Annotated in this window: 11 protein-coding genes; 6 read left to right on the forward strand and 5 right to left on the reverse strand. The window is 75.3% G+C overall.

The window, feature by feature from the left end; translation table 11 throughout:
• Positions 1–9 precede the first annotated feature (9 nt).
• On the forward strand, positions 10–1,095 hold the full coding sequence (locus CBQ26_RS20845; protein WP_244898094.1) for a YibE/F family protein: 1,086 nt from the start codon (positions 10–12) through the stop codon (positions 1,093–1,095).
• Positions 1,096–1,277: 182 nt separating this feature from the next.
• Here CBQ26_RS20845 and CBQ26_RS20850 read toward each other — a convergent pair whose 3' ends face one another.
• On the reverse strand, positions 1,278–4,322 hold the full coding sequence (locus CBQ26_RS20850) for a hypothetical protein (RefSeq protein WP_143342214.1): 3,045 nt from the start codon (positions 4,320–4,322) through the stop codon (positions 1,278–1,280).
• A gap of 146 nt (positions 4,323–4,468) precedes the next feature.
• Here CBQ26_RS20850 and CBQ26_RS20855 point away from each other — a divergent pair, with 146 nt between their 5' ends.
• The gene (locus CBQ26_RS20855; RefSeq protein WP_088250289.1) at positions 4,469–5,881 is read left to right on the forward strand and encodes an SMP-30/gluconolactonase/LRE family protein; all 1,413 of its coding nucleotides are present in this window, start codon (positions 4,469–4,471) and stop codon (positions 5,879–5,881) included.
• 62 nt (positions 5,882–5,943) lie between these two features.
• Entirely contained in the window at positions 5,944–6,468 is a 525-nt protein-coding gene (locus CBQ26_RS20860) for a hypothetical protein (RefSeq protein WP_088250290.1), read from the forward strand.
• A gap of 103 nt (positions 6,469–6,571) precedes the next feature.
• On the opposite strand, the gene CBQ26_RS20865 is transcribed toward CBQ26_RS20860, so the two are convergent.
• Positions 6,572–8,857, reverse strand: a complete 2,286-nt coding sequence (locus CBQ26_RS20865; RefSeq protein WP_088250291.1) for a DNA polymerase domain-containing protein — start codon at positions 8,855–8,857, stop codon at positions 6,572–6,574.
• A 127-nt stretch (positions 8,858–8,984) separates the two neighbouring features.
• Between CBQ26_RS20865 and CBQ26_RS20870 the strand changes: the two genes are divergently transcribed.
• Positions 8,985–9,842, forward strand: a complete 858-nt coding sequence (locus CBQ26_RS20870) for a TIGR02452 family protein (RefSeq protein ID WP_172418183.1) — start codon at positions 8,985–8,987, stop codon at positions 9,840–9,842.
• 33 nt (positions 9,843–9,875) lie between these two features.
• Here the strand turns inward: CBQ26_RS20870 and CBQ26_RS20875 are convergent, their stop codons facing one another.
• Positions 9,876–10,388, reverse strand: a complete 513-nt coding sequence (locus CBQ26_RS20875; RefSeq protein WP_088250293.1) for a hypothetical protein — start codon at positions 10,386–10,388, stop codon at positions 9,876–9,878.
• Positions 10,389–10,500: 112 nt separating this feature from the next.
• Positions 10,501–11,010, reverse strand: a complete 510-nt coding sequence (locus tag CBQ26_RS20880) for a hypothetical protein (protein ID WP_088250294.1) — start codon at positions 11,008–11,010, stop codon at positions 10,501–10,503.
• Between the two features lie 417 nt (positions 11,011–11,427).
• Here CBQ26_RS20880 and CBQ26_RS20885 point away from each other — a divergent pair, with 417 nt between their 5' ends.
• Together CBQ26_RS20885 and CBQ26_RS20890 are read left to right on the forward strand one after the other, a co-directional pair.
• Complete coding sequence (locus CBQ26_RS20885) at positions 11,428–12,198, forward strand: tetratricopeptide repeat protein (protein WP_088250295.1); 771 nt, start codon at positions 11,428–11,430, stop codon at positions 12,196–12,198.
• A 120-nt stretch (positions 12,199–12,318) separates the two neighbouring features.
• Positions 12,319–12,681, forward strand: coding sequence for a hypothetical protein (locus CBQ26_RS20890; protein WP_088250296.1), 363 nt, complete (start codon positions 12,319–12,321; stop codon positions 12,679–12,681).
• Here the strand turns inward: CBQ26_RS20890 and CBQ26_RS20895 are convergent.
• Positions 12,662–13,768, reverse strand: coding sequence for a hypothetical protein (locus tag CBQ26_RS20895; RefSeq protein ID WP_088250297.1), 1,107 nt, complete (start codon positions 13,766–13,768; stop codon positions 12,662–12,664). The two genes, CBQ26_RS20890 and CBQ26_RS20895, sit on opposite strands and share 20 nt — an antisense overlap.
• Positions 13,769–14,022: the final 254 nt, after the last annotated feature.

Below are 14,022 nucleotides of genomic sequence, written 5' to 3' on the forward strand. Positions count from 1 at the left end.
CCTGGGCCGGTGCCTGCCCCGTCCAAAGCTCTGTTCACTGCCGCGCTGCGCCGACACCCCTGGTTGACTGCCCTGCTGGGCGCCGCGCTGGCCTGGGCCGCGCTGTGGACGCTGCGCGCGCCCCTGCCGCCCGCGCCGCCCACCCTGAGCGGCTACGGGGCCGGCACGTACGAGCAGGCGGCCGCGCCGGGCGAGGCCCGCATCCGGCTGGACGACGGTCAGGTGGTCACGGCCGTCACGTACGCCGAATCCCGGCCGCGCCCCGGCCAGCGGGTCGTGGTTCAGGAGATCGGCGGCCAGCACGTCCTGGAAGGCCCGCTGCGCTGGCCGCTGCTGCTGGTCCTGCTGGCCCTGCTGATCGCCGCGACCCTGAGCGTCACGGGCCTCCAGGGCTTCCGGGCGCTGCTGGGCAGCGGCCTGTGTCTCGCCGCGCTCTGGCTGGTGCTGCTGCCCCGCCTGACCGGCGGCGCCGGCACCCTGACGCTCCTGCCGTCCCTGGGGCTGGTCCTGGCGCTCAGCGTGTACTTCGTGCACGGCCTGAACCGCAAGAGCCACGCCGCGCTGGCCGCGCTGCTGCTGTGCGCGGCCGCCGGATTCGGCCTGCTGACCCTGCTGGTCGGCGCCGGCCACCTGACCGGCCTGTCCGACCGTGGCGCCACCGTCGCGCAGGCCTCCTACGGCGTGGACGCCGTCAGCCTGTACGTCGTGGGCGTCATGCTGACCGCGCTGGGCGCCATGAACGACGTGGCGATCACGCAGACCTCGGCCGTCGCGGCGCTCGCCCGCACCGGCCACGCCCGCAGCCGCCGCGACCTGTTCCGCCAGGGCATGCAGATCGGCGCGGACCACGCCTCCGGCATGGTGAACGTGCTGGTCCTGGTGTACGCTGCCGGCGCCCTGCCGCTCCTGCTGCTGCTGCGCGCCAACCGCACCACGCCGCTGTGGGTGCAGATGAGCGGCGAGGGCCTGTTCACCGAACTGACCGCCCTGCTGCTGGCCCTGCTGTGTATGGTGCTGGTCGTGCCGGTCAGCACCGCCCTCGCGGCCCGCTGGATGTTCCGGGAGTCGCCCCCCACGGCACCCGCCCCGGACTGATACGGACTGCCGTTTGTTTCGCCGACAATCCGGAACTTCACCGCCCTGCCGGCTCCACGTCCGGAACCCGCTCCTCTCCCACTCTGCGGAGCAGCTCTACGAGTCGCTTCGCTCGGACCCACCGGGCTTTGCAGCCCATTCAATCGGAGTCCGTATGAAGCGCAGCGGCAACCCGGCGCCGTTCAGGAGGGCGCCAGCTGAGCCTGCCGGATCAGGCCGTCCAGGCCCAGCGCCTGCGCCTCGCGGTGGGCGCGCCGACGTTCGCGCCGGGCGGCGTCCGCCTGACCCTGCAGGTCCAGGAGGGCGGCGAGACTGCCCGCGCGCAGCACCCGCAGGCGCGGGCTGCCCTCGCCGCTCAGGCCCGCCGCTTCCTGCGCGGCGACCTCAGGCAGTCCGGCGCGCCACAGGATCCGGACCTCGTGGTCGCGGGGGTGGTGCAGCAGGCCACTGCCGCGCAGGGCCGGCGTGACCCTCAGCCGCTCGTCCCGCGCCGCGAGCACGTCGCGCAGCGCCTCGCCCCCGGCCGGGTCGCCCTGCCCCAGCGCCTCGCGGGCGCGGGCGCGCAGGGTCCAGACGGTCGCGCGGGTCAGGTGTCCGGCGTCGCCGCCGAGGTCGGCGGGAATGGCGGCCCAGGCGTCGTCGAGGGTGCGCAGGGCGGCGCGCGGCTCGCCCAGGTGCAGCCACGCGGCGGCCAGGGTGCGGTGCGCGGCGTACCCGTGCAGGCCGCCCAGCCGCGCCGCGACCGGGACGGCGGCGCGGGCGGCGTCCAGGGCGCCCGGCGCGTCACCCTGGTCGAGCAGCGCGAGGCTGAGGGTCCGCTGCGCGACGCCCAGGCCGTTCAGGAACTCGGTGTGCCCGAGTTCGTCCGTGAGGGCGCGCAGTTCGTCCGTCACGGCGCGGGCGTACCCCTGCGCGGTGGCGGCCAGCGCGCCCATCGTGCGGGCGTACGCCACCGGCAGTTTCAGCGCGGACCGGCCCGCGCCGCGCCGCACCACCTGCGCGGTGGTGGCCCGGCAGTCCTGCCAGCGGCCCAGCTGCTGCTGCGCCACGAACAGCACCTCCAGGGCGGCGGCGGCCAGGTCCTCGTCCCCGCAGGTGTCGGCGGCCCGCAGGGCGGTGCGGGCGCGGCGCACGACCTGCGGGTAGGCGCCGGCGCTCATGGCCAGCCACGCCTGCCGCTCGGCGATCAGGCCCTGCGCCCAGGGGTGCCGGCGGGCGCGGCGGCGCGCGAGGTCCAGCAGCTGCGCGGCGAGGTCCTCGCGCCCGGCGAGGCGCTGCTCGTCCGCCACGAGGCAGTCCGCGCTGGCCCGCAGCGCCGCGTCGCTGCGCGTCAGCGCCAGCTGCGAGAGCGCCGCGACGAGCTGCGCGCTGCGCGGATGCTGGAACAGCCCGGCGTGCAGCAGCTGACCGGCGCGGCGCAGCGTTCGGGTGAGCGCCGCGGTGTCCAGCTGCGGCAGCGCGCCCTGGTCGAGCAAGTCGAGCAGCCGGGTCAGGCCGCCCGCCACGAACCCGGCGGCGTACAGCTCGTCGAGCAGGTCGAGCTGCGCGAGCGCCGCGGCGCGCCGTTCCCCGGCCGCGTGGGCCGCCTGCGCCCGCTCGGCGGCCGGGACGGGTTCGCCGGTCGCGGCGCGGGCCTGCAACGCCGACCACCACGCGGCGCCCAGCCCGGCGCGGACCGCCCTGCCCAGCGTGCTGCGCGCCGCCTGCCGGATCAGGTCGTGCCGGAACGCCCCCTCGTTCACCCAGCGGGCCTGTTGCAGCGCCTCCAAGTGCCGGGCCAGCGGCAGGACCCCCACCCCCAGAACCTGCGCGCACACGGGCAGGGGCGGCAGGGCGCCGCAGACCTCGATCAGGTGCAGCAGGGCCAGCCGGTCGGGCGGCAGGGCGCGCAACTGCCGTTCCAGCAGCGTCAGGAGCGTGCCGCGCGGCGCGTCCCCCCCGTGCCGCGCCCGCGCGAGTTCGCTGAGGTGCAGCGGCCAGCCGCCGGTCACGCTCAGGACTTCCGGCAGGGTCGGGTCCAGCGGGGAGACGCCCAGCAGCGCCGCCGCGTCCGGCGCGGCCAGCGGCCCCAGCGTCCAGACGGACGCGTCAGGCAGGTCCGCGAGCAGCGCCGCCACGTCCGGGTCGGGCGTGTCGAACCGTCCCGCGAGAATCAGGGTGCCGGTCCCGGCCGCGGCGCGCGCGGCGGCGTGACGCGCCCATTCCAGCGCGACCGGATCGAGCCAGTCCGCGCCGTCAAGCGTCAGCGTCTCCCCGGCGAGCCGCGCGGCCTCGTCCAGCGCCGGGAACAGCTGCCATTTCTGCAGCGGGTCGCCCGGCACGTCCAGCGCCGGCAGCAGGTTCACGAGCTGCCGGGCCGCCCAGCGCGGCAGGTTCCGCAGGGCGCCGGCGGCGTGCCAGTGACCCAGCGCGCGGCCCAGCGTGGCGTACGGGCGGGCCGGGTCGCCCGGCTGCGCCGACAGCCGCGCCGCGTCCGGCCGGGTCCGCAGCAGCGCACTCTTGCCGGACCCGGCCGGGCCGCGCAGGACCCACACGCCGCCGCGCGCCCCGGCCAGCCACGCCTGCTCCCGCGCGCGTCCCGCCAGCGGAGCTGCCGTCGCGGCGGGCAGGTCGGGTGCCGGGAGGGTCCGGTCGCGCCAGGCGCGGACCTGCGCCGCCTGCGCGTTCAGGCCGCGCCGCTCGTGCGCCTCGATCAGGGCCGCGAAGGCGCCGGCGTGCAGGTCGTCCGTGGCGAGCAGCGCCGCGGCGTGCGCCGCGACCTGCGGCCAGTCGCTGTCGGCGCGGGCGGCGTGCAGGGCCGCCCTGAGGTGCGCGGCGCGCCGGGCGGTGTGGAACGCGCCGCGCTCCTGCGCCCAGTCGGCGAAACCCGGCGCGCCGGGCAGTTCGAAACCGTCGAGCCAGGGGGCGCCGCCGCCTTCCCGTTCCCCCAGCGTGTCCACCAGCCCGGCGAAGGCCCAGCTCAGCAGGGCGCCGTCGGCGGTGACGGCGGGCAGGCCGGCGGCGCGCAGCACCCGGTTGGTCTGCGCCAGGCAGTTGCGCAGCGCCCCGCGCGGGTCCTGCGCGTCCGTCCAGAGTTGCCGGGCCAGCGCCTCGCGCGGCTGCGGGCCGTCCAGGGCCAGACGCAGCAGCAGCGCCAGGCCCTTGCGGGACGCGAAGCGCAGGTCCTGGCCGCCGACCAGCACGCCTGGCCAGCCGTACACCCGCACCCACGCGCTCTCATGAGACACGCCGCTCATCGTACCGCGCCCGGCCGCCCGCTAACTCCGGGGCAGCGGGTGGGGGGGGCTGTTGCGGTTCTGTTGCGGCGCTCCGGCAGGCTGTCGGCGCGGCCCCCCGTACGTCCCCCCCTGCGCGCGGCCCGCCGGAGGCACCCATGAACCGAGCCCTGCTCACCCTGACCGTCACGCTGGCCGGCGTGGCCGCCGCGCAGTTCGCGCAGAACCGCACCCTCCCCACCAGTTTCCCCATCGACTGCCGCGCCCTGGACCGCCGCCCCAGCGCCCCGGAGGCCGCCAGGGACTGGAACGCCCGCTGTCAGCGCGTCGCGGACCAGTGGAGCAAGGGCACCCGCCTGGGCACCGGCCCCAGCGTCGCGCAACTCGCCAGCGCCTTTCCCACCAAACCCGGCAGCGTCCGCTACTGGGGCGGGTTCCTCGACGAACGCACCCGCAAGCTGTACATCGGCGCCACCTGGAGCGACAACCGCGACCGCAACGGCGACCCGGAACTGAAGAACTTCGGACTGCTGCTGGAAGTGGACGTGGACTTCAGCGGCCCCACGGCCGGGAACCGCCGCGTGATCAGCGGCAAGCACCTCAGCCGCCAGGGGGACCTGGACGTCGGCAGCGGCCCGAAACTCTCGACGGTCCGCACGGTCCGGCGCGGCCCGGACGGCGCGCTGTACGCCTTCACCATGGACGCCGGCAACCCGGCCACGATCGTCCGGATCGACCCGCAGAGCGGGGACCGCCGGGTGGTGTGGCAGGAACGGGCGATCCTGCACAACCAGCCCGGCCCGTTCCCCGCCGACCAGTGCGACAACGGGCAGACGCCCGGCAAGGACGGTGTCGCCGCCGGCGGCCGCCGGTCCATGCAGATCAACGGGGCCTTCTCCCCGTTCGAGATGAACCCCCGCACCGGCGAGTTCTACCTCGCGCCCATTCAGGCGAACAACGCCAGCCCCCAGGGCCTGCTGAAAATCAGCGCGGACGGCGCACAGTGCTCGTGGGTGACGCGCCTGAAAGCGGCGGGCAGCAACCGCTACGCGGACACGCCGCAGACCCGCGCCGAGGTGGACTCCGGGCAGCCGACCGGCAGCGGCCCGCGCGGCAGCGGCTTCAGCGGCATGACCCTGAACGCCACGAACCTCCACTACCGCGAGCAGGAGGGCCGCGCGTGGCTGTACGCCAGCAGCGGCGCGTCGTACTGGCGCACCGACCTGGAGAGCGGCAACCGCGAACTGGTCGTGCAGCAGGAGGTCGGCGACACCAACAGCGTCTGGGACGAGCGGCGGCGCGTCCTGTGGACCAGCGGCACCGGCAGCAACTCCGGCATCGCGCCCGTGACCATCGAGGCCGAGGAACCCCGCCTGGGCGGGAACCTGTACTGCCTGAACCCCAGCGACGCCACGTACCAGTGCGTGCGCGGGCCGGGCGAGGTCGGGCCGCTGCTGCGCGGCGGGGTGTTCCTCGACCCGCGCGACGGCAACCTGATCGTCGCGCACGACGGCGTGGGCCTGATCCGCATCGAGATCGCCACCGGCAACTCCTACCTGTTCTCCCTGTGACACGGACTCCGGGCGCGCGGGGCGCATCACCCGCCTCCGCCCGGGTCCAGAGGAGGTCCAATATGCACCGACTGACTCCCCACATCCTGGCCCTGGCCCTGCTGCCGGGCGCCGCCCACGCGCAGAACAGCCTGAACGGCATGGCGTACGTGTACGACGTGCCGCGGTTGCTGAACACCAGCCGCGTGGACCTGCTCGAAGGGCTGTTCACGTACCGCGTCAGTGACCGTTCGGGCAGCGCCGCGCTCCGCCTGACGCTGGACGTCCGCAGCGTCGGCGGGGGCCGCGTCCATACCACGGACCTGAGCGTCCCGACTCCGCTGCGCGCCCCGGCGCTGATGACCGTGCAGGACGTCGCGTGGAACCTCGCCAGCCAGTGCTTCAACCTGCTGCCGGAACGGCGCACGCCGGTGGCGTCCTGGCTTGCCGGTCTGAGCGAGGGCCTGCCCGACAACGAGCGGCGCGAGGCGACCTTCGGGCCGCTGACCCTGCGCGCCACGCCCGTGCCGGGCGGCCTGAAGCTCAGCTTCACGCGCTCCGACCAGCCCGGCGTGCGGCCATGGAACCGCTGGTGCTGGACCGACTGAAACGGACTCCGAGTGAATGGGCTGCAAGGCCCGTTCCAGCCGGGGAGGGCGAGGGGGGCGCAGCGTCCCTGGCGGGCCACACCGTTCCGGGGCGGCGCGGCGGTCATCCGGGTTCGTTGCTCTGGAGGGCCCGCCACCTGACCGGCATGTCCCGCAGGTCGCGGTCGAACAGTCCGGCTCCCCGCCCGCCGAACAGCTGTTCCCAGTCGGCGGCGTCCAGCGCCTTTCGCAGCCGCGTCGCGTAGTTCTGCACGAGGGCCGCCCGGTAGTGCGCCGCGTCGTAGTCGCGGCCGTCCGGGTCGCTCAGGGCGGTGAGTCCCTGCCCGGCGCGGACGTACAGGTCGATGCGGTCGCCCACCCGGAAGTCCAGTCCGGCCCGCCACGCCGCTTCCAGGTGCGTTTCCCGACGCTGGGCGCGCGTCTGGGCGTAGTCGGCGCGGGTCTTCCCGATCCGCAGGCGGGTACTGACGTCCGCGTTCGTGAAATCCCGCTCCGTCAGGCGCCTGACGGTGTCCTCGAACGCCGCCTGCACGCCCGGCACGTCCCCCTGCAACAGGGCTTGCAGCGCCGCGCGCAGGAACGCCGCGCCGTACCGCCCGGAGCGGCTGGACCCGAACGACGCGCCGCTCTGGTCGAGCGTGCCGTCGTACCGCAGCAGGGCGTAGTTCTTCACCTGATGGCTCAGCATCGCCCGCGCGCGCCCGTCGAACTCCAGCGTGATCCCGTTCGGCAGGCCGGCGGCGACCTGCGCGATCAGCGTCCGCTCGGCCGCCTCCCCGAGGTCCTGCCCGGTGCTGAAGTACACGCCGTCCGTGTCGGATTCGATCAGCTGCACGCCGCGCGCCTGCAGCGCCGACGTGACCTGCTGCAGGATGGCCCGCCCGCGCGCCGTGACCCGGTCGGCCGCCTCCCGGTCCCCCAGCCGTGCCAGCCGCCCGGCGCCCAGGTACCCGTACGCGGCGTTCACGACCAGTTTCATGGCGTCCTGCATGGCGTGGTGTTCCCGCCGCTGGGCCTCGCCGAGCAGCGCATTGCGCGCCTCGCGCTTGTGCGTCAGGCGCCGGGCGGTCAGGTCACTCACGATCCGGTGGAAGGCGCCCAGTTCGTCCTGGCGCGGGCCGATCCCCTCGGCGCGGATGATGCTGGGGTACATGCTGGCCACGTCCGCCTTGACGACGTGCCGCAGCACGCCCTCGGCGTGCAGTTGCACGTGACCGCCCCGGTGCGGTCCGGCGTGACCCCGCTCGGACGCCGGGAAGGGCCGACCCGCCTCGACGTACGTGCGGACCAGCATGGGTTCCAGCACGCCCTTGGCCGGCCCGGCCCGCGTCAGGCGGTGGTACGGGCGGGGCGTCAGGCGGGCCAGCGCGAACGCCGGGGCGAGCATGATCCGTGCCAGGGCGTCCACCTCCTGCACGTCCTGCCGCGCGTACGCCCGCACGAGCTTCGGGTGGTCCCGGTAGGTGGTCACGATCTGGTCGCCCTCCAGGTACACCCGGCCCTCCGGCGCGACCCCGAAGTGCCGCGCGGCGGCCTTCAGGCCCCCCGACGGGAGGTTCAGGCGACGCACGGCGTCGAGCGTGTCCAGCACCTCCCGGCCCGGACAGACCCACAGCGGCGTGCGGCTCCCGTCGTCCACCGTCCAGGGCACGCCGTCCCCCGCCCGGCCCAGCCGCAGCGCAATCCCGCAGCGGCGGGCCCGGGCGGCCAGGAACGGCAGGTCGAAGCCGTGAATGAAGTGATTCTCGATCACGTCCGGGTCGCGTTCCCGGACCAGTTCCAGGAACGCCTCGATCAGCTCGCCTTCCTGCGCCGCTCGCCTCGCCTCCAGCAGCGTCTCCAGGCCCCGGTTGTCCCGCACGGCGATCAGGAAGATGCGGCCCTCGTCCGGGCTGAGCGCGGTGGTCTCCAGGTCGAACTGCAACCGCACCGGCTGATCGAAGGTCAGGCCCTGATGGTACGTCTGCCGGGAGGTGATCAGGTACTGCTCGGCGTACCCGAGGCGCAGGTAGCCGCTCAGTTCCCCCAGCGGCGGCGGAACGTCCAGGCCGCGGTTCAGGCCCACGCCGCGCCGGACGGCGGCCTCCAGCTGCCGGGGCGACGGGCCGCTCAGCAGGTACCGGTACGCCCGCGCGTCCACCGGGCGGTCCGGCGCGAGGTCCCGCGCGTGGTACAGGGACCCCGTCGGGGCCTCACCGGCCGATACCGTCAGGGCGTCCCCCAGGTGCGTCAGGTCGTCCGGCGTCCGCGCGTACAGCCAGCCGCGCTGCCGCGTAGTCTCCCGCAGCGACGCGCCGCTGTGGGGGTCGCGCCGCCAGACGTGCACCGTCCCGTCCCCCGTCGCGTGAACGGACACGATGCCCGGTCGGGACGGAACAGTGGACGCCATCGCCCGCAGTATAGGAACGGCGCGCCCCCCCGGCCTCCGACCTGAACCCGCTGTATCCTGCGGCGCCAGGACCGGCCGACCGCACCCGACCCCCGCACCCCCCCGCCGACCCGCCCCGGAGGTTCCGATGCCGCCCCTCGACCGCACGAAGCTGATTCAGGACGCCCACAGCACCCTGGCCGCGCTGAGCGCACGCGGGTACGACGGCCCGCGCGGCCACGTGGATCTGACCCTGCACCTCGCCCGCCAGGACGCCGGCACGCGGCTGTACACCCCGGAACACCTGCGCGCCGCCGAACAGCTGCTGGAACCCGGCCCGCACGACACCCGCTTCGCCGTCACGCGCGAAACGACCCTCGCCGCCACGCGCCGCCTGCTTGGCGAACGCCCCGGCCCGGTCTCTGCGCTGAACTTCGCGTCCGCCACGTCCACCGGCGGCGGCTTCCTGACCGGCTCGGCCGCGCAGGAAGAGAGCCTGTGCCGCGCCAGCGGCCTGTACGCCGCCCTGAGCCGCGCCCCCGAATATTACGAGGGCCACCGCGCCCGGCGCGACCGCCTGTACACCGACCAGCTGATGTTCGCGCAGGACGTCCCGGTCTTCCGCGACGACGACGGCGCGTGGCTGGACCGGCCCTACCACACCGACGTCCTGACCGCCGCCGCCCCGAATCTCAGAGGTCTGGACGGCGCAGAACTCGACGCCCTGCGCCCCCAGGCGCAGCAGGCCATCGAACGGCGCGCCTCCCTCGTCCTCACGGCCTTCCGGCACGCCCGCTGCACCCGCCTCGTCCTGGGCGCCTGGGGCTGCGGAGCGTTCCGGAACGACCCCCACCACGTCGCCCGGACCTTCCACGCCCTCCTGACCACAGGCCGGCACCGCGGAGCGTTCGAGGAAGTGGTCTTCGCCGTTTTCGCCATGCCCTGGGAAGAAACCAACCTCCACGCCTTCGAGCAGACATTCGCCGGACTCACGGCGCCCCGCTGAACCGGCTGGCGCGCCCCACCCCGGCGATGCTGGTCACTCCTGCGGCACCTCGGTGGGGGGGAGCATGGCGCGGCTCAGGTCGTGGTGGCTGGTGAGGTCGAGCAGGGGCGGTGATTCGCGGATCAGGGTGCCGGTCAGGTGGTGGTAGCCGTCGGGCAGGTCGCGGCCGCGCAGCAGGTAGGTGTGCCGGTCGGGGGTGACGGCCAGCAGGTCCGCGCCGACCCGCTGGACGCGGGCGGTGACGGTCAGGGTGGTGCCGGCGGGCGCGGTGGGGGAGCTGCGGGGGTGGCGCCGGACGTCGCCGGGCAGGCGGGCGTTGTGGACGATCAGTCGCGGTGCGGGGCCGTTCCGGAGCTGCCCCCAGACGTCCAGGCGGGTGTCGTGCCGGGGGCTCCAGTCGAAGGGTTCGCCGGACAGTTCGATGGTGGCGTCGGCGTCGCTCAGGGTGGCGCCGGTGACGCTGCGGGCGTAGGTGCCGGTCACGAGGACGAGGGTGCCGTCCGGGGTGGCCGCCAGGTCCGCGATGGTCAGGGTGCGGTAGGTCATGGGGTCTCCAGCAGGGTGAGGACGATGGGGTGCGCGCAGAGGTTCGCGGCGTGCGTCAGGGCGGCGTCGGCGGCCAGGGGCGGGGTGGGGCCGCTGCCGGTGGCGTCGCGGCTCACGGTGGGCTGTCCGGGCAACCGAACTGAACCTGCGCGGCGGCGACGCAGGTGACGTGCAGCGTTCCGTGGGGCTGCACCCACGCCTCGCCGTGAAGGGTGAGCGCGGCGGGGTGCGGTGAGGGCGTGACTGTGAAGCCGACGTCGGTCAGGGCGCGCTCGAGGGCCTGCCGGGCGGCGCCGGGGGTGTGGTCGGTGCAGCGGACGTGCAGCGGCCTGAGTGTGAGGTCCGGCCGGGCGTGCAGCGCGGCCCGTTCGAGCAGGCCGTACGGGAGCGCCACCTGGGCGCGGACGGTGTGGCCGTCCGGTCCGGGTTGGTCGTGCAGGACGCGGGTGACCTGCAGCAGGTGGGCGGGGATGCGGGCGCTCAGGGTGGGGTCGCCGGGCGCGGTTCTCTGCGCGAGGGTGTGCAGGCCGGTCTTCAGGAGTGATTCGAGTGCGGCGGCCCGGTCGGGCGCTGTGAGGGTCACCTCGGCGGTGTTGGGTGGGGGAGAACTGGCGTAGATCATGCGGGCGTCACCCCCTGACGGTAGGCCGCTGCCTCCGATATTCAGGAACGAATACAAGTCCACATAGCGCTCACTGGCCGCTGACAGCGGTCGGATAACAAGCCTGCTCCCTGACCGCCTCCCGATCAGCGGTCCCTCCGGGCGGGTTTCTCCACGCGCCGCGCATGCAGGTACGGCCCACCGGTCCATTCACCCGGCCGGGCCGCCCGGAGGACTGCATGAACACCCTGCGCATCATCCTGACCCTGCTCACCCTGACTGCCCAGGCCCACGCCCGCGACGACGGCGCCGTGACCCCCCGGCCCGACACGGCGCCTCACCACCCGTCCCCCGCCTGACCCCGCCCCTCCACGCCACCTGCCCGTCCGGGGGCGTCCGGACAGGTGCGCCCTGGACCTCCTGGATTCCCGGCCGACCGTGAACGCGCTGCATCACGCCTGGCAGCGGGCCTACGCCCTGCATCCCCTGGGCCGCGCGGCCGAGGCGTACGCGGACATCGAACGGGCCGCGCAGATCGCCGAGACGGAATGGCTGCGCCACCGCAGCGCCGTGTACATCGACTGGGCCGTCATGCTGATGCGCGACCAGCGCTTCGAGGAAGGCTTCCGCCTCTACCACCAGGCGCTCGCCCACGCCGCCGACCCCGAGGAACGCGCCACGACCCTCTACAACCTCGGCTGGACGTACCTGCGCCGCGGGCACCTCGGCCACGCCCTCGACGCGCTGCAAGAAGGCCACGCCCTGACGCGCGGCGCCCGCCGGGACGGCCTGCGCTGGCGCGGCCACCTGTTCTGCTGCGCCCTGGCCCTGCACGCCCGCGCGTGCGGGCAGTTCGACCTCGCACTCGGACGCGCCCGGCACGCCACCCGCCTCGCCGGGGACGACCGCGCCGGCGTGTACGCCTGGAACGTCCTGGCCACCACCCTGCGCCTCGACGGGCAGACCGCCGCCGCCCGCGAGGCCCAGCAGCGCGCCCTGGAGCTGGCCGGGGACGGCGCCGCCCGCGACACCGAGGCCCTGTACCTCGCCCTGATCGACGTCGGCGGCCCGGACGCCGGGGCGGCCCACGACACCCTGCGCCGCCTCGCGCCGCGCGCCGCGCCGTACGACGGCTGGCGCGCCCGGCTGCACCTCGCCCAGGCGGACCTGCGCGCCGGGCAGACCGCCGCGGCCCTCCAGACCCTCTAGGCGGCCACCGACGCGAACGAACCCTACGTCCTGCTCGACGAGGCGCCCGCCCTGACCGACCTGTACGCCGCCGGCCGGGCCGCCGGACTGCTCCTCCCGGCGCCCGCCGCGCGGCAGGCGGTGACCCTGCACGTCACGGCGCGCGGCACGCCGGCAGCGGTCCTGTGCGGCCGGCCCTTTCCTGGCGCGCGGCCCCTGGCCCTCGCGGCCGTCGCGTACCTGCACCACGAGGGCCCCGCCACGCTCGACACGCTGGCCGGGGCGCTGCTGGACCTGCCCGCCGGGGACGCGCGCGGCCCGGCCCGCATCCGCGCCGCCCTGACCGACCTGACCGACCTGACCGGCACCGACACCCTGACCGTCACCCGGCGGCGCGCGGTCACGCTGGGACCCGACTGGACGGTGAGCACCGACCTGGACCGCCCCGGCCCCGACCCGTTCACGGAACTCTACGGCGAGTGGATCACGCGACTGGCCCGCTGAGCGGCCCACCATTCCCGAGCCAGTCCAGCGGGTCGTCCAGCAGGCACGGCCCCTGACCGTCCCGCAGGTCCGTCGACCACGCCCACTGCGGCCCCAGCGACAGCCGCCCGCCCCGCAGGCGCACCGCGCCCGAATCCCCCAGCAGGCTCCGCAGGCGCGACACGTGATACCGCACCTGCCCGTACAGCGCCTTCTCGGTCCCCTCGCCCAGCACCGCGTCCGCCACCAGCGGCCACGGCGCGCCGCCCCGCTCGATCAGGTACGCCAGCAGCGTCAGGCTGCGGCCCTCGCCGCGCATCGGCACGAACGTCAGGCCGCGCTGCACGCCCAGCCGCCCGCGCGTCACCAGTCGCGCCCGGTCCGGCGCGGCCGGCGGTTCCGGCCAGCCCAGCGCCGCGCGCACATGCGGCACGCTGCGGGCCTCGTCCAGCACCTCGAACCTGAACCCCGACACGTCCGGCAGCAGCCCCACCGGCAGGCCCGAACGCAACACCGACTCGGCGTCCTGCAACGCCAGCCTGAGCTGCACGCCCGGCGACAGCCGCGCCTCGTCCGGCCGTCCCGACCCCGGATGCACCAGATCCAGCAGCGCCTGCACGTCCGCCGCCGCCTCCGGTGACGGCGCGTACCGCAGCGCCGCGTAATGATGCCGCACCGACACCAGCGGATCGCCCATCACGCGCGTCGTGGTCGCCAGCGTCAGGTGCGCCCCGAACGCCACGCCCGCCTCCACCTGCCCGCCCAGCGCCTCACGCGCGCGGCTCAGGGACGCCTCGAACGCGCCCTGCACCCGGTCCACCGTCGCCAGTCCCACCAGCAGCGCCCCCCGCCACGGCCGCGCCGCACGCTGCGCCCGCACCAGCCCCATGCCCTCCTCGAACTGCCCGGCCGCCGCCGCGACCTCACCCGCCAGCAACGCCGCCCACCCGAGGTCATGCAGAATCGCCGCACGCTGCGGCACGCCCCGCCCACCGTCCGCGAGCAGGGTCAACCACGCGCCCGGCGGCCGACGCCATGACCACCGCCCGGCCGGCTCCAGCGGCGTCCCCACCGCCCAGCCGCCCAGCGGCGGCGGCAGGGGGGTCACGCCGCCCCCCCAGACACACGGGGACGGTCCCGCAGCGTGACCCGGCAGATCAGGGATTCCATCCGCCCGAGCATAGAGTCACTGGCGGCCCCTCTGCACCCCGCTCATGCGGAAGACGGTCGAGTTCCCGCGCCAGTCCGGCCGGAACCGGCGTGGGGGTCCACACCCGGTTCAGGGCCGCGCGCCGTTGCCTGTGGACGGGCAGCGTCATGACCACGCTCTCCGGTTCCGGCGCCGGGAGCCGGTGTCCCGTC

The sequence above is a fragment of the Deinococcus indicus genome (assembly GCF_002198095.1).
Classification (GTDB): Bacteria; Deinococcota; Deinococci; order Deinococcales; family Deinococcaceae; genus Deinococcus; species Deinococcus caeni.

Excerpts from the sequence above, each read along its gene's own strand:
- CBQ26_RS20855 (WP_088250289.1), top strand. The coding sequence starts at position 4,469 with ATGAACCGAGCCCTGCTCACCCTGACCGTCACGCTGGCCGGCGTGGCC.
- CBQ26_RS20860 (WP_088250290.1), top strand. The coding sequence starts at position 5,944 with ATGCACCGACTGACTCCCCACATCCTGGCCCTGGCCCTGCTGCCGGGC.
- CBQ26_RS20865 (WP_088250291.1), bottom strand. The coding sequence starts at position 8,857 with ATGGCGTCCACTGTTCCGTCCCGACCGGGCATCGTGTCCGTTCACGCG.
- CBQ26_RS20870 (WP_172418183.1), top strand. The coding sequence starts at position 8,985 with ATGCCGCCCCTCGACCGCACGAAGCTGATTCAGGACGCCCACAGCACC.
- CBQ26_RS20875 (WP_088250293.1), bottom strand. The coding sequence starts at position 10,388 with ATGACCTACCGCACCCTGACCATCGCGGACCTGGCGGCCACCCCGGAC.
- CBQ26_RS20880 (WP_088250294.1), bottom strand. The coding sequence starts at position 11,010 with ATGATCTACGCCAGTTCTCCCCCACCCAACACCGCCGAGGTGACCCTC.